The sequence below is a fragment of the Streptomyces sp. NPDC039424 genome, assembly GCF_055639495.1.
This window is the reverse complement of record NZ_JBVKAI010000028.1, coordinates 18,137-40,714: the sequence shown is the minus strand read 5'-3', so window position 1 is coordinate 40,714 and position 22,578 is coordinate 18,137. Positions and strand designations below refer to the sequence as shown.

The following is a 22,578-nucleotide window of genomic DNA, read 5'->3' as shown; positions in this document are numbered from 1 at the left end:
GGTGGCCGCGGAACCGCGGAGTGGCTCTTGCCGGCAGTGTGCGGGTGGGCTAGCGCACGGTTCCGTCCCACTGCCAGTCCGCGCGCCGGGGCAGGCCGGGAAGCGGGACACGGCCCGTACACCACAGCAGAGTGTCGGACGGGCTGTGCCCGGACGGAGCATCGGGGAAGAGGCGGCCGAGGGCGGCGGTGCTGAGGCCGTCGGACGGAGCCCAGTGCAGGCCGAGGGCGCGGGTGATGTCGTAGGTGTGGACGGCCAGTTCGGTGATGCCCATGGCCGCGAAACCGGTGGCGTCGGAGTGGCCCCAGGGATGCCAGGCGCGTACTTCGGGAGTGGTGTCGCGGACGGTTGAGGTGAGGAGGGTCGCGGCGATCCGCAGGCCCTCCAGGCAGGCGGGGATGGGGGCTTGGGGGTCGAGTGAGGCGAAGAGGGCGATGTATTGGTCGTCTGGGCGGGCGATGAGCAGCCCGGTGTAGCCGGTCAGGCCGAGGGCGAGATGGTCGAGGGTCTGGCGGCAGGTCCAGTCGAGGTCGTGGGCGGGGCGTGACCAGTCCTGCTCGGCTCCCTTGAGGAGGGCGGCCAGGCAGGCGTCGGTGGCTTCGGCCAGGAGGTCCGTCCAGGGCACGGTGGCAGCGGGAGTCATCGGGGCCGGCGTGGGATGGGTGGTAGCTGTTGGTGGCACGGTCATTCGTCGTCCGCCGGGTTCTTCAGGACCTCGATCACGCTCGCGTAGCTGTCGGAGCCGTGGCCTGCCGCCTTGGCCCGTTCCATGGCGGACTTCAGGAGTTCGGGCAGGGCGTTGTCGATGCCGCGGGCCGCCGCGGCGTGGATGAGATGGTCGATGGCAGCGATCTGCACGTCGACGGTGGCATCGTCGCCCGGGTAGCGGCCGGCGTCCACCTGGGGCGCGTAGGTCGTCAGGAAGCCGGCCACGGTGGTCAGCCAGCGGATCGCGACAGGGGTGAAGGCCGTGGCCGATGTGTTCTCGGCCCCGACCAGCGCGGTGCCGTGCAGCCAGCCGGTCATGGTGGACCACATCAGGCCGAGCAGGCCGGCGTCGTAGAGGGAGGCCAGGCCTGGGTCGGTGCTCAGGTGCAGGGGGTCGCCCAGGGACGCCAGGGTTGGACGATGGGCTTCGAAGGCGGTGTGGGAACCGCTGTAGAGGAACATCATCTCGGGGCTGCCGACCCCCGGCGGGGTGGTCATGATCGCGCCGTCGAGGTAGTCGGCGGCGTGCGATCGGGCCCACGTGGCGGCCTGGTGGGCCTGCTCCGGGGAACCGGAGGTGAGGTTGACCAGCACCTTGCCCGCGAGGGAGCCGGCGACGGGGTCGAGGACGGCGTGCAGTACCTCGTAGTCCAGTACGCAGGCGATGATCAGTGGGCTCGCCGCGATGGCCTCCTCGGGTGTTGCGGCCAGGCGGGCCCCCTGGTCGACCAGCGGCTGGGCCTTGTGCGCCGAGCGGTTCCACACGGTGGTCTTGTGGCCCCGCTCCAGCAGTACGGCGGCCAGGCTTGAGCCCATTGAGCCCAGTCCAATGACGGTTACCTCAGGGCGATCAGAATGCATGTCACAACTCCCGGTACGTCCGCCTACGGCGGTTGGTCACGTAGGACCAAGATCGCAGCGCACGCCGGCTGGAAACAGTGACGCTGGTGACGGCAACCACCAAATTCCTGCCATACCCTTCGAGGCATGGATACTGGTTCCGTCGCCGTGGTCGTGACCGAGGCCATCGGAGTTCCCTCATGGGATCTGTACGAGTTGAGCATCCCCTGCACAGTCTTCGGGAAGCCGCAGCCCGACCTGGCCGACCCTTGGTACGACCTGCGGCTGTGCGGTACGGGGGAGCCTCAGCAGGACGGCTCTTCGACCCAGACGGAGCTGTCGCTGCGGACGCTCTACGGGCTCGATGACCTTGTCGGTGCCGACACGGTCATCGTGCCCTCGGTGCCCGACCCCTGCGTCGAGGAGGGCAGACCGCTGCCCCGGACACTGATCACGGCCCTGCGCCACGCCTACGAAGCAGGCGCCCGCATGGTCTCCCTGTGCACCGGCGCCTTCGCACTCGCCGAGGCGGGGCTGCTCGACGGACGACGCGCCACCGCCCACTGGATGCACACCGCTCAACTGGCCGAGCGCTACCCGAAGGTACAAGTCGACGACTCGGTGCTGTACGTGGACGACGGCGATGTGCTCACCAGCGCCGGGTTGACCGCCGGACTCGACCTCTGCCTCCATCTGGTACGCCGTGACCTGGGTGCGCACGTCGCCAATCAGCTGGCCCGCCGGATGGTGGTGCCCGCACACCGGCCCGGTGGCCAGGCACAGTTCATAGACCTGTCCGTGCCCACCACCGACGACGGAGGCCTGCAACCCGTCCTGGACTGGGCTCGCGCACACCTGGACCAACCCCTGACGGTCGGGGACCTGGCGCAGCGCGCTGCGATGAGCCCGCGAACCTTCCACCGGCGCCTCCAGGCAGCCACCGGGACAACTCCACTTCAGTGGCTCCTCAACCAGCGCCTGGGACGGGCGCAAAGCCTGCTGGAATCGACGGACTTGCCCATCGAGAAGGTCGGGGAGCTGAGCGGCCTTGGCACGGCGAACAACCTCCGCCACCACTTCCTCAAACAGATCGGGGTGTCGCCGAGCAACTACCGACGGGCCTTCCCCCGGAAGACGCCCGAGTCGTCCCCCTCCCCGCTCAAGAGCCGGTAGCAGGACAGAGGGGCGACAACGGACTGACCGCGCCGCTGAGAGAGGGCACCGCCGGCGCAGGACGTCGATGAGCCGCGGCGTCGTGCTGGAATCGGCGCACCTGCGCGCTGCCGTACATCGACGCCGTCCTCATCGCCACCGGCCACCGGCTGCCCGGGGCCCGCGCCGAGGGCGACTCTGTTCTCACCGCGTGAGTAATCCCTGCATCGACCGGCCCTGCGTACGACCGCCGGCCTGCCGACACTCACCAGCCTTGATGAGCTGATCCAACCCGACCGGAGAACTGCGGCAACCTTTCCGCCTCTTGCGGCGACTGGGTAGCGCAACACCGACTCGCTCTTCCGGAACGGATGGACATGCAAGAAACAAGGCAGGCCGCGCGGCATCGCAAGCGCAGACGCGGGCTGATGATGGGCACTACTGCGGCGCTGATCGCCACAGGTCTTCTTGTCTGCCTGGTCATGACGATGAAACCCGACAGCAAGGCCGACGCCACGCGGGCCACGCCCGTCGCCGGCTCCCAGAGGACTCTCCCGCCGGCCTCGCCGGGGCCGAAGCCGTCCACAGCATCCCCGTCCGCCGCCTCGCCGAGCGCCTCGCCGAGCGCCACGGCCTCCGCGACCACTCCAAAGGCTTCCGCGACCAAGTCGAGGGCGCGGTCATCGGCCACCCCGCGGAGCGCTCCTGCCACGTCATCCTTGGCCGGACGGATCCGGCCCAAGGTCACCTATCAAGGGGTAGCCACGGTCTACAAGGCCGGGACCGGGGACGGCGCCTGCTCGTACGGCCCAAGCCCTGACATGCTGATCGCGGCCATGAACACCACCGATTACGAGACGTCCAAGGCCTGCGGGGCGTATGTGCTCGTCCGGGCGGCGAACGGCGCCTCCGTCACGGTCCGGATCACCAACGAATGCCCGCTGCCCTGTGCACCCGGGCAACTCGATCTCAGCGAACAGGCCTTCGCCGAACTGGCCCCCACCTCCACCGGTCGACTCGCGATCACCTGGCGCCTGTTGAGTCCCAGCACGTCAGGCACCATCTCGATCCGCTACAAGACCGGATCCAGCCCCTACTGGTGCGGCCTCCAGGCAATCGGTCACCGCAACCCGCTCGCTCGGCTGGAGGTCCGCACCAGCAGCGGCTGGCGCCACCTGGCCCGCACCGACTACAACTACTTCCTCTCGCCCGATGGCAGCGGGTGCGGCGGCGCGATCAGGCTCACCGACATCTACGGAGAACGACTGACCATCAACGGGATCGCTCTGCGGCCAGAAGCCGTGCAGCCGACGCGGGTGCAGTTCGCACGGCACTGACCCCGCCGCCCGCCCATTCCGTCGGCCTTGGGTGTGCCGACGGCAGGGGCACGAGGCCGATGGGGAGGAAACCGGCCGAGTGGCGTCGGCGTCCCAGACCGCAGCTGCGTCGAAGGGGGCGCCCCCCTGCCGGAGGCACCCGCAGGGGCGAAAACGCGGTCGATACCGGTGCCCGGCACCTTCTCGGCGGGCGGGATCATGCGTGGCCCCCGCTTGCGTGAGTGGTCCCGGACAGGAGGCGGCGCTGTGCGGGATCCGGGGCCCGCCGGTGGGCGTGGAGGCAGCGGGCGGGCCCCGGATCGGTGAACGTGTGTCACGTGGTGGTGCAGGCGCTGCCGTTCAGGCTGAAGTCGGAGGGCTTGGCGAAGGTACCGCTGTAGGTGCCCTGGAACCCGAAGGACACCTGACCGCCGGCCGCGATCTCCCCGTTGTGGGCCACGTTGCTCGCCGTGACCGTTCCATACGACGGGAAGACGTTCGCGTTCCAGGCACCGGTGATCCCCTGCCCTCCGGGCAGGGGGAACGCGAGCTTCCAGCCGCTCACCGGGGAGGAGCCGGTGTTGGTGACGGTGACGTCGGCCGTGAAGCCGCCCTGCCAGACGTTCGTCGCGTACGCCACCTTGCAGGCCGTGGAGCCTCCGGGGCCGCCCGGGTCACCGGAGGTGCCCGTGTTGACTGTCGAGGAGAACGAGGTCAGGGCGAGGCCGGTGCCGTTCTGCCAGGGTTCGAAGCCCGCCTGAACACTGGTCAGGTACCAGTTGTTCTGTGCCAGTCCGCGGGAGACGGCCTGCCGGACGAAGTCCATGACGTCGAAGGTCCAGCTGCTGATCGCCGACGGTGCGACGAAGGACAGCACGTCGTTCGAGCCGTTGTTGCCTGACCATACCTGCCACTGCCGTCCGGCCACGGTGGCGGTGCCGACCTGGGAGCCCACGGGCTGAACGGATCCGACCTTGTTGAACCAGACCATGATCTCGGTTCGGTTCACGCCGTCGGTACGGGGCGTGGGATCGAGCCAGATGTCGTACGCGGCGTCGTACACCGCGTCGTTCACGTAGCTGTAGGAGGTGCTCGTGGGCGCGGTGGCGATGGTGCTGAGCTGTGCGGGGAGCTTGGTGCCGGGCGAGCAGTTGGTGTAGTGGCAGCCGTTGTAGACCGACGGGTACGACTTCGGGGCGCCGTTCGTGGGGACGGAGCCGTCGGCCTGGGTGATCCTGAACCCCGAGTCGGTGACGGCGATGCACTGGCCGGCGCTGGTGCCCCAGCGGTTGTTCTGGACGATGTAGCGGCCCTGGATCGTAGTCGTCCCGAACGGTGCGCAGATCGTGGTGTCGGCCTGCGCCATCGACGCTGTGGTCAGAAGCGAGGCGAGTGAGACGAGCGAGGTGAGCAGCGCGCCGAGCAGGCCACGCGCTCTGTGGGCATGGTGCGGTGAAGGTCGCATGCGGCTCCTCTGGTGAGGGATGGGGACAGGGGAGCTCTCTTCAACATGTGAATGGGAGCGCTCCCATTAGCCCGTTCGGCAGGGACTGTAGGGATGGATCAGGTCCCTGACAAGACTTCCGGCGCGCAGGTGTCGAGGCGGTTGCGAAGACGCAGGTGGGGGAGAGGGGCGCGGCGGCATACCGCACCGGGACCGGGAGCGCTCCCGGTGAACACGCCCGGGCTACGGTCAGGTCGATTCGCGCACGACGAGCTCCGTACGGAGGATGACGTGACGCCAGGCCACGGCCCCCTCCTCCATCTCCTCGAGGAGCAGCCGAACCATGGCCCGCCCGATGTCCTCGATCGGTTGACGGACCGTGGTCAGCCGCGGTTCGGTCCGCTGAGCGAGCGGAAAGTCGTCGAAACCGATCACGGCGACATCCTCGGGCACCCGGCGTCCGGCCGCGCGCAGCGCTTCCAGAGCTCCAGCGGCCGTGGTGTCCGACGCGGCGAGGACGCCGTCGATGTCCGGATGCCGTTCGATGAGCTCGGTCATGGCGTGGCGTCCGCTCTCCGCCGTGAAGTCGCTTTCGGCGACACGGGTCTGCTCGCCCGCCAGGCCCGCCAGCGCCAGGGCCTCCTGGTAGCCCCGCAGCCGGCACTGGGCGGCGTACAGGTCGAGCGGCCCGGTGATGGTGGCTATCACTCTGCGGCCCCGCTCCAGAAGGTGCGAGACGGCGCTGCGGGCTCCGCCGACGTTGTCCGCGTCCACGTAGCTGACGTACTCGTCGCCCGAGCGGCGCCCCAGCAGCACGGTCGGCAACCGGGCCTCGGCGAGCATGTCCGGCAGCGGATCGCCGGCGTGCACGGACATCAGCAGGACACCGTCCACCCGGCCGCCGCGCGCGTACTCGAGGAAGCGCTGCCGCTCGGCGTCCGAACGGACCAAGGTCAGCAGCAGCTGCATTCCGGTGTCCGTCAGCGCGTCCCCGAGTGAGCGGACGATCTCGGAGAAGAAGGGCTCCGCGAACGACCGCCAGTCCGGCTCCGTCACGACCAGGGCGACGGCGTCGGCCCGCCGCCCGGCCAGGGAACGGGCGGCGAGATTGGGCACGTACCCCAGTTCCTCGATGGCCCGCCGAACGGCCCGGCGCGTCGACTCCTTCACCCCCGCCGCGTTGTTGATGACGCGGGAGACGGTGCCCCGTCCCACTCCGGCACGAGCGGCCACCTCCTCCAGCGTCGGCGTCCCCGGGCGCCGTCTGACCATGACCACCTCCCCCACGAGATCACTGATCTTACGGGGCGGAGGCAATCGAACACACGACTTCGCCGGCGGCGCGGGATCCGGTGGTCGTCTGGGCGCGTGGATCAGGACACCGATTCCTCCTCGCGGAGATCGTCATGCCGGTCACCGGAGTCCGGGGTCGGCATGTGGTCAGCGAGGGTGAGGTGACGTGATTGACATCCACGAACTGGGAGCGCTCCCGGATCGGCGCCGACGGGCCGGCAGGGAAACCGCTCGCGAGGACCGGGCGGCCCCCTGTGCGGGTGGGGGCCGCCCGGCTGGTCGACCCCGTCGCCGTGTGACGGGGTCGTGCACGCGGAGCGTTCAGCGGGGACTTATTCGAGGAGCTCCGCGTACGAGCCCATGGCCAGGGCGATGTCCGCCTGGGCCCAGAACCGGTGGTAGGTGAAGACGGGCGCGGCGCCGCCCTTGAGGTAGGCCTCGATCTTCGACCAGGCCGGGTCGTTCTTGTAGAAGGACCTCAGTGAGAGGAAGGTGGACGTGGAGTTGATCGTGTCGCCGTTCGGCATCTTGCCGCTCCAGCCGCTCGGCACGTAGACGCTGTCATCGAAGCGGCTGTAGTCGCTGCGGGTTTCGGGGACGGCGATGCCGAGGCTGTCCTGGTAGTTGTTCCACATGCCGTCCAGCAGTGCCTTCGCCGTCGATTTCGCCGTCGTGTCACCGGATTTGGCGGCGTAGTACGTCAGCGTCTTGGCGTATGCGGCCGCCACCCCGACGTCGTTGGTGTAGTCGGCGACGGTGACGTGCAGCCCGCTGTTGGAGCCGGGACTCGAGGCGTTCCAGGTGTCGGGCTGGCCCGACCACTGCAGGGTGGAGGGGATCTGGTAAGTGCCGTCAGGGTTGATCGTGGTCTTGGACAGCGTCCACTTGACCCACTTGTCGAGGATGGCCTTCGCGGAGGCGTTCCCCGTCCGCTGGTAGTACTCGGCGACGCGCTCCATGGACCACGCCTGGAAGCCGAACCACTGGTTGGACGGCGGGTCGTGGTACACCGGCTGCTCGTCGTAGTACATGCCGTAGAACGTCGACTTCCCGGCCGGTGGGGTCGCGTACCGGCCCGCCCAGCTGTTGGTCGCGCCACCGGCGATCGCACCCTCGTCCGACTGCAGCCAGCGGTAGAACTCCAGTTGTCGCTGGAGCGACTTGGTCCAGTCCGTCGTCCCGGTCGACGACTTGGGCTTCAGGTCGGCGTCCGCGCTGAGCGCGTACGCGGCGAGCGGGTTCTGGTAGCCGCTGTGTGCGTAGCTGGAGCCGATGCGCCAGGCCCAGCCTCCTGAGGTGTCGGTGGAGCCGCCCCAGGCGTAGTACCAGGACAGCAGATAGTGCGAGGCGTCCTTGCCGGTACCGGCCGGGCAGGAGGAGGCCCCGACGCAGTTGCCGATTTTCTTGAAGTACTTGTCGTACATCGCATACCGCAGGTAGTCGCCCATCTTCGCCGCCTTACCGACGGCGGCCGACACGTCACCGCCCTTACCCTGCTGCTTCGCCCACACGTTGGCCCAGTACGCGGCCTGCACCGCACGCGCGTCGGCGTCCGGGGCGTCGGTGTACTTCCACTGCTTGGCGTAGGACGAGTCGCCGGTGAACAGGTCCAGGTAGCCGTTGGTGCCACCGTACTTGAAGGCGTCGCAGGTCGGCTGCGGGATCGTCTCCCAGACCGACTCCTGGGGGCCGCGCTGGAAGGTGTTGATGTACGACGGTCCCTTGGCCGTCGGGCCGCCCTCGCAGATGCCGCCCGGTGTGTCGCCGTAGCCGTAGGTGTTGTCGACGTCCTCGATCCAGTGCATCCCGTAGACGTCGTCCGTGTTGTACGCCGACTTCAGCTCAGCCGCGAGCGGGTCCGAACCGACCGGCACGGACGGGTCGAGCTTCGTCGGGTACTGGTCCGGGGTGTCCGCCTCGGGAGCATAGGTGGCCGGCTTGGAGGGGCCGTAGAAGGAGTTGGTGGGCTGGTCGGCGTGGGTGGGGATCATGTACTTCTCCATGAGGGCCCAGGCGCCGTTGAACTTGGACCAGTCACCGGTGACCTTGCCGTACATGGCCTGTAGCCACAGAAGATAGCTGTAGGCCTCCGACGTGGTCTCGTGCCCCTGGTCCGGGGCCTCGACGATCAGCGTCTCGACCGAGTGGTAGGGGATGCCCTCGGGGGAGAAGTAGCCGTTCGCCGGATTGGTGATCTTCCCGTACAGGTCCAGGAAGCGGGCGTCGTACGCCTTCGACGCCGCCAGCTCCGTGACCGTGACCGTGGCCTTGGTGTGGCCGGTCGCGGAAGCTGTGAAGGTCGCGGCGCCCGTGCCCGAGGAGTCGGCCTGGATGGTCACGGCCTGCGCGGTGTTCCAGTTGGAGGGTGTGAAGGTCAGCGAGGAGCCTCCGGTGACCGTCAGGCCCGTGTTGCCGTCCGTGCGGGCGACGCTCACCGTCACGTTTGCGCTCGGCTGTGTGGACAGCTTCACACCGAACGAGCCGGTCTTGCCCTGCTGGACGCCGAGCTGGGCCGGCGAGGCGACGACGGCCGGGCCCGAGGCGACGGTGATGCCGACCGGGGCGGAATCGGCGGAGGCGCCCAGGCTGTCGTAGGCCTTGGCCACCAGGGAATGACTGCCCACGGTCAAGCCGGAGGCCGAGTACGTGTACGGCGCGCTCGTGTCCGTGCCCAGCAGCGTGGTGTCGTCGTAGAACTCCACCTTGCTGATCGTCGCGTTGTCGGCCGCCGCCGCGGTCGCCGCCAGCGGCACCGCGTCGCCTTGCGTGTAGACCGCGCCCGGAGCGGGGCTGGTCAGCACGGTGACCGGCGGCTGGTGCGCGCCGGCGCAGGTGGTGCCGTTGACCGCGAAGGAGGCCGGAGCGGTGTTGCTGCCGCTGTAGGTGAACTGGGCGCCCGTGGAGACCGCGGCATTGGCGGCGATCGTGCCGTTGTAGGAGGCGTTCTTGACGGTGATGTTCGGGCCGGACTGGGACCAGGTGCCGTTCCAGCCGTTGGCCAGCTTCTGGTTGCCGGTGTAGCCGTAGGTCAGGGTCCAGCCGTCGATCGCGGTGGTGCCGCGGTTGGTGATGGTGAGGTCGGCGGTGAAGCCGGAACCCCAGTCGTTGGTCTTGTAGTCGACGCTGCACTGAACACCCGCCGCATGCACGGTGGTTGCGCCGGTGGCGAGCATCGACAGAGGCAGGGCGAACGCGACCGACACAGCGGTCCACAACCGCCGCACGGCTCTGCGCTTGCGTCCGGGATCCATGTGCTGTTCCTCCTTGCGTCACGCGACTCACGGAGAGATGCCAAGGCTTGAATCCAGTGGGAGCGCTCCCATCGTGAGGACGAAGGCGGGTGCGGTCAAGCGTTGAGGAGTTGAAAGTTCGAACTGGATCGGCGAGCCGAAATATTTCACAAGGTCCCTATGAAACTTGCCCGGTTGACGCTACGTTCGTCGGCACCAGTGGGAGCGGTTCCAATCAGTCGACGCGTCCGTCACGACGCGCCAAGCTGCAAGGACTCGCTCATGCGACACCCCCCGCGTTCAGTACTTTTAGCCGTCGTCGGTGCGGTCGCGCTCGTCTCGGGCGCGGTCGTGCCGGTGGTCACGGCCGAGGGAGCCACGCCCGCCTGCACGGTGGAGTACGCCGTCACCAGCCAGTGGAGCAGCGGCTTCCAGGACTCAGTGAAGATCACCAACAACCAGGCCGCGCTGAGCGGCTGGAAACTCACGTTCGACTTCGCGGGTGGCCAGAAGGCCACTCGGCTGGAACACCAAGTGGTCCCAGCCCGGCACCGTCGTGACGGCCGGCGACGAGAGCTGGAACGGCCCCCTCGGCTCCGGCGCGAGTGTCAGTGCGGGCTTCGTCGGCTCCTGGTCGGGGAGCAACGCCGTGCCGGCGGCGTTCAAGCTGAACGGCACGACCTGCAACGTCGACACCGGTCCCACCACACCCCCGCCGACCGATCCGCCGCCGTCGAACGGCACCGCCCCCGCGCTGCGCGTTTCCGGCACCAAGATCGTGGACGCCTGCCGTCCTTCTGGTCCTCGGTCGCGGGCACCTTCAAGTGCGACCAGGCGGTCGTGTTCGACCTGTTCGACGAGCCCCACCCGGACCGGGCTACCTCCAGCGCGACGGATGTCTGGAACTGCTGGTGGGACAGCGGCACCTGCCCGGGGATCTCCTACGAGGTCGCCGGTATGCAGGATCTGGTCGACGCCGTACGCGGAGCCGGCGCGAAGAACGTCATCATGACCGGCGGGCTCGCCTACTCCAACGACCTCAGCCAATGGCTGACGCACAAGCCCACCGACCTCGCCGGCAATCTCACGGCCGCGTATCACGTCTACGACTTCAACACCTGCGCGAGCGAGAGCTGCTTGAACTCCACCCTCGCCCCGGTCGCCGCCCAGGTACCGCTGGTCGCCGGGGAGATCGGTGAGAACACCTGCTCGCACTCCTTCGCCGACCAGGTCATGAAGTGGTTCGACGACCACAACCTGTTCTACCTGGGCTGGACCTGGAACACCTGGGACTGCTCCTCCGGCCCCTCCCTGATCTCCGCCTACGACGGCACACCCACCGCGTACGGCGTCGGGCCGCGTGACCACCTGCGCGCCCTCAACCCGTAACTCCCCACCGAAAGAAGGAAACCCCCACTCATGAGTCACACCAGGACATCGCTGCTCGCCGCCCTGGCACTGGTCGCCGGGTTGTCGGGGACAGCGCTCGTCGTCGGCCAGGCCGGCGCTGCCACCTCGTCCGTCCCCTGCACCGTCGACTACAAGGTGCAGAGCCAGTGGGACACCGGCTTCACCGCCGCCGTGACCATCACCAACAACGCGGCCGCCAAGTCGGGTTGGTCGGTGAAGTGGTCGTACGCCGGCAACCAGAAGGTCACGAACGGCTGGAACGCGAAGATCAGCCAGAACGGTGCCGACGTCACCGCCGCCAACGAGAGTTACAACGGAACCCTCGCGAGCGGTGGCTCGGTCAGCTTCGGTTTCAACGGCTCCTACAGCGGCACCAACAGCGTGCCCGACACGTTCACGCTCGACGGCGTCGCCTGCAACGTCGACAGCGCCGGAGGTACCGGCGGCGGTAGCGGCGGAGGTACCGGAGGCGGCACCGGCGGTGGCGATGGTGGCGGTGGTGGCGACCGCGTCGACAACCCCTACACCGGCGCAAAGGTGTACGTGAACCCCGAGTGGTCTGCCAAGGCCGCCGCCGAACCGGGCGGCAGCCGCATCGCCGACCAGCCCACCGCGGTCTGGCTCGACCGCATCGCCGCCATCAACGGCGTGGGCGGCGGAATGGGCCTGCGCGCCCATCTCGACGAGGCCCTGAAACAGAAGGGCTCCGGCGAGCTCGTCGTCCAGCTCGTCATCTACGACCTCCCCGGTCGCGACTGCGCCGCCCTCGCCTCCAACGGCGAACTCGGCCCCAACGACCTCGACAAGTACAAGTCCCAGTACATCGACCCCATCGCGTCGATCCTGTCCGACTCCAAGTACGCGGGCCTGCGGATCTCCACCGTCATAGAACCGGACTCGCTGCCCAACCTGGTCACCAACGCCGGCGGCACCAACACCACCACCGACGCCTGCGTGACCATGAAGTCCAACGGCAACTACGAGAAGGGCGTCTCGTACGCCCTGGACAAGCTCGGCGCCATCCCGAACGTCTACAACTACATCGACGCCGGCCACCACGGCTGGCTCGGCTGGGATTCCAACCTCGCCCCCGCCGTCCAGGAGTTCCAGAAGGTAGCCACCAGCAACGGCGCAAGCGTCAACGACGTCGCCGGCTTCATCGTCAACACCGCCAACTACAGCCCCACCAAGGAACCGCACCTCAAGGTCACCGACACCGTCAACGGACAGACCGTGCGGCAGTCGAAGTGGGTGGACTGGAACCAGTACGTGGACGAGCAGTCCTTCGCCCAGGCGCTGCGCGACAAGCTCGTCGCGGCCGGCTTCAACTCCGGCATCGGCATGCTGATCGACACCTCCCGCAACGGCTGGGGCGGCTCCGCCCGGCCGACCGGGCCCGGCCCGCAGACCTCCGTCGACGGCTACGTCAACGGCAGTCGCGTCGACCGGCGCATCCACGCCGGCAACTGGTGCAACCAGAGCGGCGCCGGACTCGGCCAACGGCCGACCGCGGCTCCCGCCGCCGGTGTCGATGCCTACGTCTGGGTCAAGCCCCCGGGGGAGTCGGACGGGGCCAGCTCCGCCGTCTCCAACGACGAGGGCAAGGGCTTCGACCGGATGTGCGACCCGACGTACGCCGGCAACGCGCGCAACGGCAACAACCCCACGGGCGCACTGTCGAACGCACCGTTGGCAGGGCACTGGTTCTCCGCCCAATTCCAGCAGTTGATGCAGAACGCCTACCCGCCGCTGTCATGATCCGCTGACTCGGTGAATTCGCCGGGGCCCCGGCCGCTCCAGGCCGAGGCCCCGGCGAACCACCCCTCGGGGCCAACATGCCCGAACGTGCGGCTGGAGTAAGGCTGTCGCGCTCCATGTCCCGCGCACCACGCCTTGTCGTCTGCCCAGGAAGCTGGTGGCTGCGGGCAGGTTTCCCTCATACAGGTTTCCCTAAGTGCGATGCCGCTGTCGCGCTGCTTGAAGTCTCCGGTACCAGCTGCTCGTTCAGGCGTTGTGCAGGTCGTCGAAGGTGGCGGTGGCCGCTCCCGAGGTCAGAGCCACCACCTGGGTGCCCACCGCCGGGCCGGTGCCGTCCACAGCGGCCTGCACCACCACTCCGGTGGCGTCCGAACCGAGTACCGCGCCCTTGGGGACGCGACCGGAGCGGGCGTCGTTGAGGTCGCCGTAGTTCAACGACGCGTGGGACACATCCACCAGTACCTGAGCCGGCCCGGCCACGGGGTCGGCGACCTCGGCGAGGCGGACGGCGGCGGGTGCGGACGGATCGACGACGAGTGCCCGAACAGGCATGTCTTCCCACTTGGTTGACGACTTGTTACACCGTCATCATCGGTAACCTGGCTGCTCGCCGGAAGGAGGCACATTTGTGTCACGCAGTCACACCGGTGTTGCCGAAGCGGTAAGAGACGAGGCCTGCCCGGTTACCGAGGTGCTCGACCGCGTCGCCGGCAAGTGGAGCATAGGGATCCTGATCGCCGCCGCCCACGGCCCGGTTCGCTTCACCGAACTCGAACGTGCCATCAACGGGATCAGCCGACGCATGCTCACCCTCAACCTGCGCAGGCTGGAGCGGGACGGGCTGCTCATCCGCACCGTGTATCCGACCGTGCCGCCCAAGGTCGAGTACAGCCTCACGCCCATGGCACAGGAACTCCATGCCTCACTGACCGGACTGGTCTCCTGGGCCGAACGCCACCGCTCCGCCGTAGCCGAGGCCCGGGCCGCCTACGACGCCACGGCGGAGCAGACAACCCGATGTCCTCAGGCAGGCGGAACAGCGAGTCCTTGACCGTGAACAGGTCCTCGCAGCGCGCCGTCGCCTTCCACGTCGATGACGTGGGTGAGCAGAGTCATGTTCCCGAAGACCTCTGGGGCACTGCAGCTCCCGACAACTGGCGCCAGATCCTCCTGCAGCCGAACGCGCAGGTCTTCAGCTGGGCGGACGACCGCACTGTCGTAGATCTCCGGGCGGCGGAGGGACGGCCTGACACCTGCCCGACGCACGAGGCGAAGCACCAGCCGACAGGCCGTGATCGCTGCCGCCTCAGGTAGCAGGTGGGTAGCGCTGACCGCAGATCATCCAGGTACTGGCGCACTTCGGTCTCGTACTGTTTCCTTGGGCGCGAACTGAATCTGCTTGCGGATGCAGGTGATGGGATCCCCTCACTGCGGAAGGATCCCGACAGCGTCCTGGACGACGACCGCGTGGATCGAGTGGCGCGGCGGCCGCGAACACAAGTGGAGTGCTGTCTGACCTGATCTCCATCGCCGGGCGCTGCCTGCCGGCCGCGGTTGGCCTGGCGGTCGCACCCGACCATGAGCCCGACCACGGCAGCTCAGCGTGCGGCAGGCCTGCCGACCGTACGCCGGCTTGTCGCGATCTGCCCTCGGCCAGATGGCCGGCAGTGTTCTCGATCCACAGCAGCGTCCACTCGACTCCGGCCTCGTCATCAGGGGATGTCACTGAGAAGCGTCGCCTGGGATGCGTGCCTCCACCTCGCAGAGGAACGCGGGCACCCGGTCGTTGAGCACCTTCGCCGGCATCGCATGACCCACCCCGGGGACGATCTCCGGCCGCACGTCCGCCAGGAATTCCTGAGCCCTCACCTGCGCGCGGCTGGGGTCCGTGGCTCGGCCGGCGCCACCGAGCAGCACCATGACCGGCGCCTCCACCGAGCGCAACTCCTCGTCGGTGAGCACACGCGGGGCGAGCAGCCGCCGGCGGAAGGAGCTGGATGATTACGTTCTCGCAGCGGCTGTCTCCAACAGCGCCCGACCCCCCTGTCAGATGGTGCGCCTACGCTGTTCACACGGACCGGCATCAAGGAGCAGCGCAGTGCGGATAGAGCGTCATCAGGTAGGCGATGCAGTCGTTTCGGCGGCGCGCGAGGACTTTGCGAACCGGATCGGGGGACAGGTCCGGTCCATGTCGAAGGCTGGTCGGATGGCCACCTACGAATGGCAGTCGATCGCCGACGAGTTCCTCGATTACCTGGGTGCCCTGTCCGTCGAGACGCCCGGCCTCGACACCCCGGAGGCCAAGGCCGCTCTCAAGGACGCGACCGAGGCTGCGGTCGGTGCCATCTCCTTCGCGGCGTACTACCCGCACTGCACCTTCCAGGTCTTCCTCGACTATGTGAACTTCGGCATCAGCTACGACCCGAGCGACGAGGACGACGCCGAGGAAGGTGTCACCGCCGGCGAGTGGATCGACGCGTTCTGCCTGACGATTCTCAGGGACAAGGCCAAGTGGCACGGTGAGGCCTTCCACTTCGCTCGCGAGAAGTTCGCTGAGAAAGCACAAGGAAGCCCGGCCGGCGAGCTCGTCACGGGCTTCATGGCTCAGGTACTCGACGACACCGGAAACGACCAGGACTACCCGCCGAGCGCGCAGGCGAAGCTCGCCGCCATCGACGCCGCACTGGCCCGGATCCGCAGCCGGGCCGAGGAGACTGGCGAAGGCCTCCTCGATCGGCCTCAGAGCGTGGCGCTGAGGGCCCTGCGCGCCCTGGCCGCCGAGGACCGGGAGGCCTTCGACTCCGGACTGGCCGCCCTCCTGCTCGCGTACACCACTGTGCACGGCCCCTCTGCCTCGCCGAGCAGTCTCCTCCCGCTGCTGCCGCTCGGCCTGGCCGCGCTCGCGTACCGGACCCTGGGCTGGGCGCCGGCCCTCCACACCGACTACCTCCCGCACGCCCTGGTCACAGGCTTCGAGACCCGCGGCCCAAGGGTCGCGGGCTTCGGCCGCGACCGGCGCCCTGACGCGGTCGCCGTGCTGGCCGCAGGCCCGCTGGTGGTCGAGCGGCCGGCATGCGACGGGACCGTGAACGCGGAGAGCGAGGCCCTGTTCGACCAGTACACCCGGGAGGCCCTCACCCCGGAGGAAGGAAAACCCCTCGCCGTATGGCGACTGGGGAGCGCCATGCGCTACCAGGAGCTCCTTTTCAAGTGGCGTGCTCGAAACTCCGCCGATGTCACCGACGCCCAGCTCGCGAATCTGCGGCTGGCCTCCCAGCTGGGGGCGGCCCTGTTCCGCATCGCCTTGGCAGAGCCGGGCACCGAGGCCGAGGTGACCGTCGACGGCCAGAACCTGCGCTACCCGGCTGCGCGGGGCGAGGCGGCGGGCGCCGGCAACTGGGAGAACGCCACCGCCTTCGCCCTGATCACCGGCGTTCGCGAGGACCTCGCCCCCCTGGTCCTCACGGGCCCTGCGGTTGCCGGCAGGGACGGCTCCGCCTTCGCCGCGTACCGGGAGGCCCTCCACGCCTATCTGCGGGGCACGGATCCCGAGTCAGCGGCGGAGCGGGCACTGCAGGAGGTCGAGAAGGCCAAGGACTGGGGCTTCTTCCCGCCACCGGCCGTACTGCTCTCGCAACTCGTGGAGGGCGACGAGGAGAGCTTCAACCTGGCTCTGGCCGATGCCCTCGAAGCCCACCGCGATCACTACCAGGTCGCCGACCGCGCCGACGATCCCGACGCCACGATCGACCTCAACGTCCTCGCCCTGGCCTGCCACGCCCGCCGCCGGGGCTGGGACATCCGGGTCGAGTCCCCCTACCTGCCCCAGCGACTCCTCAACGCCGCCGAACCCGTCTAGGCCCCGGCCGTACGTCCGGCCGGGCAACGGACCGCCCCCAGCCCTGTCCATGACTGATTGCATGGGGCCACGGGCTCCTTGACAGCTGCGTCACATACGTCCACTGAGAGTCCCACGGCGCCCGTGCCGCCGCCGAGTTCGGAGTTCTGGTAGTGCTTTTCGACGTCACCCGCAGCGAACTCGTCGACATCTTCGGCGAGGACCGGCTCGCGACCCTGCCCGCCATCGCCTTCGCGCCCGCCGCCGCGGACACGGAGGGCGCCCGCCTCCTGCAGACCGTCGGCGTCCCCACCGGGACGCTCTGGCTGCGTGAGCCCGAGGAAGACGACGGCCTGCTGCCCGTCGTCCAGGACGTCGTCTGCGTCGAGGACTTCGAGGACGCCGCGGAGGGCGCGGGCGACTGGACCGTCATCGGCTGGCTGCTCAACGCGCACCTCGCCCTCGACCCCGTGTCCGGCAAGGTGCACGCCTTCGACCCGGACGAGGACACCGTGCGGGAACTCCACACGGACGTCTCCTCCCTCGTCCAGGTCACTCTCCGGTTCCAGCGCCTGCTCGAGGAGTTCACCTTCAGCGGCGACGACGGCGACGGGGAAGCCGACTTCGAGCGCCTGGACGGCGAGGTCGATCGCATCCGTGAGGAGACGAGCAGCATCGACCCGATCCCCTTCCAGGACGACGAGACCATCTGGTCGGTGATCGGCGATGAGATCGCCATGGGTCAGCGCTTCACGGGCAACAGCCCGGGAGGCCGCTCGCTCTACGGGTGACCGCCGACCGATGCCGCCCACGCATCGCCCGGTCTGCGCGGCACGCAGGCCGCCTTCCCGCGGACCGGCGTCGGAGGTGTCTCCTGAGCCTTGCCCGCGCCGTATGCCGTGCACGGTTGGCTCTCTGACCGAGCTCGGCCACCTTCACGGTCAGGTCCGTCTGCCGACGGGCCAACTGGTCGTGTGCGGTTGCGTGGCGATCCGCGGCGGCGATGACAGCGGCGACTGGCTGGACTTTTACGTCCCCCTGGGTGCGCTGGATCATGCGGGTCTTACGTACTGGGACGGTCGGCCGTTCTTCGGGTCCGACGTGATGGACGACTGGCTGGCCGCCATCGGGACCGAGACTTTCAAGAGCGCCTCCTTCAGCCTGGGTGTCATCGGCTTCGAGGTCTCTGGTTGCACCGACGCATCGACGCTGGCAGGAAAGCTGCCGCAGACGCGGGACATCGGGTACCTGCTGCCACAAGGTGAAGTCCACTATGGCGCCTCCAACACCTGAGTCTTGCTGCGCCGGTCAAGAACGCCGTAAACGACCAGGTGGCGGGCATCGGGCAGATGGTCGTGCCCGGCACCCCGCGCGATTCCCTGCACATCCTGGACACCCTGCTGAATCTCGACGCCGGGGTGAAGCCGGACATGGTGGCCACCGACAACGCCTCCTACTCCGACATGGTGTTCGGCCTGTTCTCCCTGCTCGGCTACAACTTCTCGCCCCGCTTCCGGGACCTGGCCGACCAGAGGTTCTGGCGGGCGGAGCTGCCCGGGGTAGAGACCGGCGGATACGGGCCGTTGGAGCCGCTGGCCTGCAACAAGGTGAATCTGAACAAGGTGATCACGCACTGGCCGGACATGCTCCGGGTGGTCGGCTCCCTGGTCACCGGGCAGGTGCGGGCGTACGACCTGCTGCGGATGTTCGGCCGCGAGGGACGCCCCACTCCGCTGGGCACCGCGTTCGCGGAGTACGGGCGGATCGCCAAGACCCTGCACCTGCTGCGTGTGGTCGATCCCGTCGACGACACCTACCGGCGGCAGATGAACCGGCAGCTCACCGTGCAGGAGTCCCGCCACAAGCTCGCCCGGGACATCTGCCACGGCAAGCGCGGGCAGATCATGCAGGCGTACAAGACGGGCCAGGAGGACCAACTCGGCGCCCTCGGTCTCGTGCTGAATGCCGCCGTGCTGTGGACGACCCGCTATCTCGACGCCGCCATCGAGGAGCTGCGGGCGCTGCCGGCCGAGGAGCGCGAGCACGACGTCCTGGACGAGGACGTCGCCCGCGTCTCCCCGCTCAAGCACGCCAACGTCAACGTGCTCGGCCGATACAGCTTCCGCGCCTCCACCCCGGTCGACGGCGGCCTGCGCCCGCTGCGCGACCCGGGGGCCGACGGTCTCGACGAGGACGACGGCGCCGACGAATGACCCACGGTCCGCCGACCAGAAACGCGTTGACGGAGTGAATACTCACTCCGTACAGTTTTACGTATGGCAGAGACCTCTCCCGCTCCCTCCCGGCGCCGTGCGGCGCCCATGGAACCCGACCAGCGCCGTGCGATGATCGTCGCCGCGGCCCTTCCCCTCGTCATCGAGTACGGCGCCTCTGTGTCCACAGCGAAGATCGCGCGCGCCGCAGGCATTGGAGAGGGCACGATCTTCCGGGCCTTCGCCGATAAGGACGCCCTGCTCGCGGCCTGCATGGCCGAGGCGGTACGTCCCGACGACACCCTTGCCCACCTGGAATCGATCGCACTGGACCAGCCACTGGCGGCCCGGCTCACCGAGGCGGCCGAGGTGATGCGCGGCTACATGATGCGCATGGGCGCCGTTGCCGGTGCCCTCGCGTCGGCCGGGCGGCTGGAACGCCCTGCACCTGCCGATCCCGTCAAGGACGGCCGCTCCCCGGATCGCGAAGCCGGCCTCGCAGCGCCCCGCGCGGCCCTGGCCGCCCTGTTCGGACCCGACCAGGACTCCCTGCGACTGGCCCCGGAACGGCTCGCGGACGCCTTCCAGCTCATGCTCATGTCTGCCGGCCGTCCCGGCGCCCCGGACCCGCTGACCACCGAAGAACTGGTGGACCTCTTCCTCAACGGTGCGCTCACCATCCCGGGGGAGGCCCGGTGACCACAATTGACGCGTACGACGCGCTCGTGCCTCGGCGCCGGACGGCGATCACATTTGCCCTGCTGGGCTGCGCCTTCCTGGCCATGCTGGATGGAACCGTGGTCGGCACCGCCCTGCCGCGCATCGTCGAGCAGATCGGCGGTGACGGTTCCTGGTACGTCTGGCTCGTCACCGCCTACCTGCTCACCTCCTCGGTCAGCGTCCCGGTCTACGGCCGCTTCTCCGACCTCTACGGCCGCCGCCGGTTACTGCTCGGCGGACTCACCGTGTTTCTGGTCGCCTCGCTCGCCTGCGGGCTGGCCGGGTCCATGACGGTGCTGATCGCCTCCCGCGCCGTGCAGGGTCTGGGTGCCGGAGCCCTGCTCACCCTCGGCATGGCCCTGATCCGCGACCTTTATCCGCCCTCCCGGACGCAGGGCCTCATCCGGATGCAGACGGTCCTGGCCGCGATGATGGTGCTCGGCATGGTGGGCGGTCCGATCATCGGCGGCCTGCTGGCCGACCACGCCGGCTGGCGCTGGGCGTTCTGGCTCAACCTCCCCATCGGCCTCGCCGCCTCGATCGTCCTTGCCCGGTTCCTGCCCGATCAGCGCCCCGCCGCAGCGCCATCCGGGCGCCTCGACGTGGCAGGGATCGCGCTGCTCGCTGCCGGTCTCTCCCTGGCTCTGACCGGCCTCAGTCTCAAAGGCAACACCGTCGCCGGGCATGCCCCGTCCTGGACCGACCCCGCCGTCGCGGGCTGCCTGCTCAGCGGCCTGGCTGTGCTCGCCCTGCTCGTTCCCGTGGAGCGGCACGCGGCCGTTCCCGTGCTGCCCATGCGACTGTTCCAACACCGCACCTACAGCGCTTTGTTGGCCGCCGGCTTCTTCTTTCAGGTCGCCGCGCTGCCGGTCGGAGTCTTCCTGCCGCTGTACTTCCAGTACGTCCGCGGTCACTCGGCCACCGTCTCCGGCCTCCTGCTCCTCCCCCTGCTCATCGGCATGACGCTGGGCAACCGGCTTACCGCCACCGCCGTCCTGCGTAGCGGACACGCAAAGCCCGCACTCCTGGCCGGCGCCGGGCTGCTCACCCTCGGCACCTCCGCCTTCTTCACTCTGGACACTGCGACACCGCCGACATGGACGTGCGTATGGCTGCTTATCGCCGGACTGGGCACCGGACCGGCCATGGGCGGCATCACCATCGCGACCCAGAACTGCGTCCCGCACGCTGACATGGGCACCGCCACCGCAGGCTCCGCCCTCACCAAGCAGATCGGCGGCGCATTCGGTCTGGCATGTGGCCAGTCTCTGATGAGCCATCACGCCACGCCCGTGGCCGCGATCGGCTCCACCATCGCCTGGAGCGGTGCCGTCGGCGGACTGCTCGCCCTCGCAGCGCTCCTCCTCATGCGTAACATCACCATCCCCACGCCCGCGAGCCGCCGTATCGAACCAACGGCCCGCACCGCGACGCCGACGACCGGCGAGTCCGCTGCATGACCCACAGCACCTGTCGGCAAACGAACGTTTGAGGACAGGCTGTCGACACGTCCAATGAACCCGTGCAATCCGGGGGTTCACGGCGGCTCGAATCCAATCAGATCCGATGATCATTGCTGACAGGGTTTGACGACAGATAGGGTCCAATCCTCCGTGCGGAAGGGGCCCTTCGGTGGCGAATCTGGTCTACAAGCGGGTCTCGACCGACCAGCAGTCGACCGCCCGGCAGAACCTCGTCCTGGACGAGGCCGGGATCGAGGACCCGGTCGTGTTCGAGGAGGACGGCGGCACATCCAGTCGCCTCCACCCGCTTGAGCGACCGAAGTTCCGCGAGCTGCTGAACTACGCGCGGCCGGGCGACACCGTGCACATCTCCGAGATGTTCCGCCTCGTACGCGGCACCGGCCACATCCTCGACGTGCTCGACGTCCTCCATCGCGACCAGGTCGCCCTGCGCATCCACGACGGCGCGTTCTCCGCCATGGACCTCACCGCCCGCCACCCGCGCACCGGCGAGCTGCTGTCCACCGTGAAGGTCATGGTGCAGACCCTCGCCGCTGCCGGCGAACTGCAACGTGACCTACAGCGCGAGCTGACGTACGACGGACTGCGCGCCACCGAGGCCGAGGGCAGCAAAGGCGGACGCCGCCCCGCCGTGGGGGCCGATAAGACCGACGCCGTCCGCACCGCGTACCTGGAGGGCCGCTCGATCGCCGCCCTCGCCCGCGACCACGGCGTCAGCCGCGGCGCGATCCGCACGGCGGTCGCCGACCTCATGCCCGACCACATCGCCATCGAGGAGGACGCCCCCGCCCCGGAGCTGCCGGTCGCCCTCGACATGCCGGGCAAGGTCGCCGACTTCCTCCGCACCACCGACCTGGAGCCCGCTGAGCGGGCCGCGCTCGGCGAGGGCGTGACCGTACGGCGCGGCCAGGGCTATACCCTGCGCGTCAGCGCCGTCCCCGCCGTACACCGCCAGCTCGTCGACCGCTGCCAGCCACTCGACAACACCGCGGCGATCCCGGCACAGCGCAAGGCCCGCCGCGAGTACGCGAACCGTGTGCTTTTGTCCTCGCGAGAACGGTTCCGGCCGGAACCAGATCGCTCTCAGTGGAGGACTTCCTGCCCTGGGGGCGGATGAGATCGTCGTCCTGACCGGAACCGCTGCTGAAGCGAGCCTCGCGGTCCGTCGAAAG

The 22,578-nt window shown here is 68.8% G+C and carries 18 protein-coding genes and 2 pseudogenes; 13 read left to right on the top strand and 7 right to left on the bottom strand.

Annotated features, from left to right (window positions below; all coding sequences use genetic code 11):
• Positions 1 to 49: 49 nt before the first annotated feature.
• On the bottom strand, positions 50 to 643 hold the full coding sequence (locus ACZ7L0_RS40065; RefSeq protein ID WP_471247510.1) for a maleylpyruvate isomerase N-terminal domain-containing protein: 594 nt from the start codon (positions 641 to 643) through the stop codon (positions 50 to 52).
• Between the two features lie 41 nt (positions 644 to 684).
• Positions 685 to 1,569, bottom strand: coding sequence for an NAD(P)-dependent oxidoreductase (locus ACZ7L0_RS40060; protein WP_471247509.1), 885 nt, complete (start codon positions 1,567 to 1,569; stop codon positions 685 to 687).
• A 147-nt stretch (positions 1,570 to 1,716) separates the two neighbouring features.
• Between ACZ7L0_RS40060 and ACZ7L0_RS40055 the strand changes: the two genes are divergently transcribed.
• Both ACZ7L0_RS40055 and ACZ7L0_RS40050 read left to right on the top strand, forming a co-directional pair.
• A complete protein-coding gene (locus ACZ7L0_RS40055) occupies positions 1,717 to 2,721 on the top strand; it encodes a GlxA family transcriptional regulator (protein ID WP_471247557.1) in 1,005 nt (334 codons plus the stop codon).
• Positions 2,722 to 3,419: 698 nt separating this feature from the next.
• A complete protein-coding gene (locus ACZ7L0_RS40050) occupies positions 3,420 to 4,037 on the top strand; it encodes an expansin EXLX1 family cellulose-binding protein (RefSeq protein ID WP_471247508.1) in 618 nt (205 codons plus the stop codon).
• 313 nt (positions 4,038 to 4,350) lie between these two features.
• On the opposite strand, the gene ACZ7L0_RS40045 is transcribed toward ACZ7L0_RS40050, so the two are convergent.
• From ACZ7L0_RS40045 to ACZ7L0_RS40035, 3 genes are all read right to left on the bottom strand, one after another.
• Positions 4,351 to 5,481 (bottom strand): glycoside hydrolase family 12 protein, encoded by a 1,131-nt coding sequence (locus ACZ7L0_RS40045; protein ID WP_471247507.1) that lies wholly within the window; start codon positions 5,479 to 5,481, stop codon positions 4,351 to 4,353.
• 228 nt (positions 5,482 to 5,709) lie between these two features.
• Entirely contained in the window at positions 5,710 to 6,732 is a 1,023-nt protein-coding gene (locus ACZ7L0_RS40040; RefSeq protein ID WP_471247506.1) for a LacI family DNA-binding transcriptional regulator, read from the bottom strand.
• Positions 6,733 to 7,085: 353 nt separating this feature from the next.
• Positions 7,086 to 10,004, bottom strand: a complete 2,919-nt coding sequence (locus tag ACZ7L0_RS40035; protein WP_471247505.1) for a glycoside hydrolase family 48 protein — start codon at positions 10,002 to 10,004, stop codon at positions 7,086 to 7,088.
• A gap of 159 nt (positions 10,005 to 10,163) precedes the next feature.
• On the opposite strand from ACZ7L0_RS40035, the pseudogene ACZ7L0_RS40030 reads away from it, so the two are divergent.
• The 3 genes and pseudogenes from ACZ7L0_RS40030 to ACZ7L0_RS40020 form a co-directional block, all read left to right on the top strand.
• A pseudogene (locus ACZ7L0_RS40030) lies at positions 10,164 to 10,608 on the top strand (cellulose binding domain-containing protein); the annotation flags it as partial.
• Positions 10,518 to 11,372: a cellulase family glycosylhydrolase gene (locus tag ACZ7L0_RS40025; RefSeq protein WP_471247504.1), complete on the top strand. Its 855-nt coding sequence runs from the start codon at positions 10,518 to 10,520 to the stop codon at positions 11,370 to 11,372. The pseudogene ACZ7L0_RS40030 and the gene ACZ7L0_RS40025, both read left to right, overlap by 91 nt.
• A 30-nt stretch (positions 11,373 to 11,402) precedes the next feature.
• On the top strand, positions 11,403 to 13,151 hold the full coding sequence (locus ACZ7L0_RS40020) for a glycoside hydrolase family 6 protein (protein ID WP_471247503.1): 1,749 nt from the start codon (positions 11,403 to 11,405) through the stop codon (positions 13,149 to 13,151).
• Positions 13,152 to 13,397: 246 nt separating this feature from the next.
• Here ACZ7L0_RS40020 and ACZ7L0_RS40015 read toward each other — a convergent pair whose 3' ends face one another.
• The gene (locus ACZ7L0_RS40015) at positions 13,398 to 13,703 is read right to left on the bottom strand and encodes an alcohol dehydrogenase catalytic domain-containing protein (protein ID WP_471247502.1); all 306 of its coding nucleotides are present in this window, start codon (positions 13,701 to 13,703) and stop codon (positions 13,398 to 13,400) included.
• Positions 13,704 to 13,779: 76 nt separating this feature from the next.
• On the opposite strand from ACZ7L0_RS40015, the gene ACZ7L0_RS40010 reads away from it, so the two are divergent.
• Positions 13,780 to 14,202: a winged helix-turn-helix transcriptional regulator gene (locus ACZ7L0_RS40010; protein WP_471247501.1), complete on the top strand. Its 423-nt coding sequence runs from the start codon at positions 13,780 to 13,782 to the stop codon at positions 14,200 to 14,202.
• 671 nt (positions 14,203 to 14,873) lie between these two features.
• On the opposite strand, the gene ACZ7L0_RS40005 is transcribed toward ACZ7L0_RS40010, so the two are convergent.
• Positions 14,874 to 15,113, bottom strand: coding sequence for an alpha/beta fold hydrolase (locus tag ACZ7L0_RS40005; protein ID WP_471247500.1), 240 nt, complete (start codon positions 15,111 to 15,113; stop codon positions 14,874 to 14,876).
• A gap of 244 nt (positions 15,114 to 15,357) precedes the next feature.
• Here ACZ7L0_RS40005 and ACZ7L0_RS40000 point away from each other — a divergent pair, with 244 nt between their 5' ends.
• From ACZ7L0_RS40000 to ACZ7L0_RS39970, 7 genes and pseudogenes are all read left to right on the top strand, one after another.
• Positions 15,358 to 17,010 carry an Imm49 family immunity protein gene (locus ACZ7L0_RS40000; RefSeq protein ID WP_471247499.1) on the top strand — a complete coding sequence of 551 codons (1,653 nt, stop codon included), beginning with the start codon at positions 15,358 to 15,360 and terminating at the stop codon, positions 17,008 to 17,010.
• 152 nt (positions 17,011 to 17,162) lie between these two features.
• Entirely contained in the window at positions 17,163 to 17,780 is a 618-nt protein-coding gene (locus ACZ7L0_RS39995; RefSeq protein WP_471247498.1) for an SUKH-4 family immunity protein, read from the top strand.
• Positions 17,781 to 17,973: 193 nt separating this feature from the next.
• On the top strand, positions 17,974 to 18,282 hold the full coding sequence (locus tag ACZ7L0_RS39990; RefSeq protein WP_471247497.1) for a hypothetical protein: 309 nt from the start codon (positions 17,974 to 17,976) through the stop codon (positions 18,280 to 18,282).
• Between the two features lie 20 nt (positions 18,283 to 18,302).
• Positions 18,303 to 19,202, top strand: a pseudogene (locus tag ACZ7L0_RS39985) (Tn3 family transposase); the annotation flags it as partial.
• Between the two features lie 63 nt (positions 19,203 to 19,265).
• Positions 19,266 to 19,901 (top strand): TetR/AcrR family transcriptional regulator, encoded by a 636-nt coding sequence (locus ACZ7L0_RS39980; RefSeq protein ID WP_471247496.1) that lies wholly within the window; start codon positions 19,266 to 19,268, stop codon positions 19,899 to 19,901.
• Entirely contained in the window at positions 19,898 to 21,382 is a 1,485-nt protein-coding gene (locus tag ACZ7L0_RS39975; RefSeq protein ID WP_471247495.1) for an MFS transporter, read from the top strand. The genes ACZ7L0_RS39980 and ACZ7L0_RS39975 overlap by 4 nt, the downstream gene beginning before the upstream one ends.
• Positions 21,383 to 21,554: 172 nt before the next feature.
• Positions 21,555 to 22,523: a recombinase family protein gene (locus ACZ7L0_RS39970; RefSeq protein WP_471247494.1), complete on the top strand. Its 969-nt coding sequence runs from the start codon at positions 21,555 to 21,557 to the stop codon at positions 22,521 to 22,523.
• Positions 22,524 to 22,578: the final 55 nt, after the last annotated feature.

Coding starts and splice junctions, on each gene's coding strand:
- ACZ7L0_RS40065 (WP_471247510.1), bottom strand. CDS start 643: ATGACTCCCGCTGCCACCGTGCCCTGGACGGACCTCCTGGCCGAAGCC.
- ACZ7L0_RS40060 (WP_471247509.1), bottom strand. CDS start 1,569: ATGCATTCTGATCGCCCTGAGGTAACCGTCATTGGACTGGGCTCAATG.
- ACZ7L0_RS40045 (WP_471247507.1), bottom strand. CDS start 5,481: ATGCGACCTTCACCGCACCATGCCCACAGAGCGCGTGGCCTGCTCGGC.
- ACZ7L0_RS40040 (WP_471247506.1), bottom strand. CDS start 6,732: ATGGTCAGACGGCGCCCGGGGACGCCGACGCTGGAGGAGGTGGCCGCT.
- ACZ7L0_RS40035 (WP_471247505.1), bottom strand. CDS start 10,004: ATGGATCCCGGACGCAAGCGCAGAGCCGTGCGGCGGTTGTGGACCGCT.
- ACZ7L0_RS40020 (WP_471247503.1), top strand. CDS start 11,403: ATGAGTCACACCAGGACATCGCTGCTCGCCGCCCTGGCACTGGTCGCC.
- ACZ7L0_RS40015 (WP_471247502.1), bottom strand. CDS start 13,703: ATGCCTGTTCGGGCACTCGTCGTCGATCCGTCCGCACCCGCCGCCGTC.
- ACZ7L0_RS40000 (WP_471247499.1), top strand. CDS start 15,358: ATGGCCACCTACGAATGGCAGTCGATCGCCGACGAGTTCCTCGATTAC.
- ACZ7L0_RS39980 (WP_471247496.1), top strand. CDS start 19,266: ATGGCAGAGACCTCTCCCGCTCCCTCCCGGCGCCGTGCGGCGCCCATG.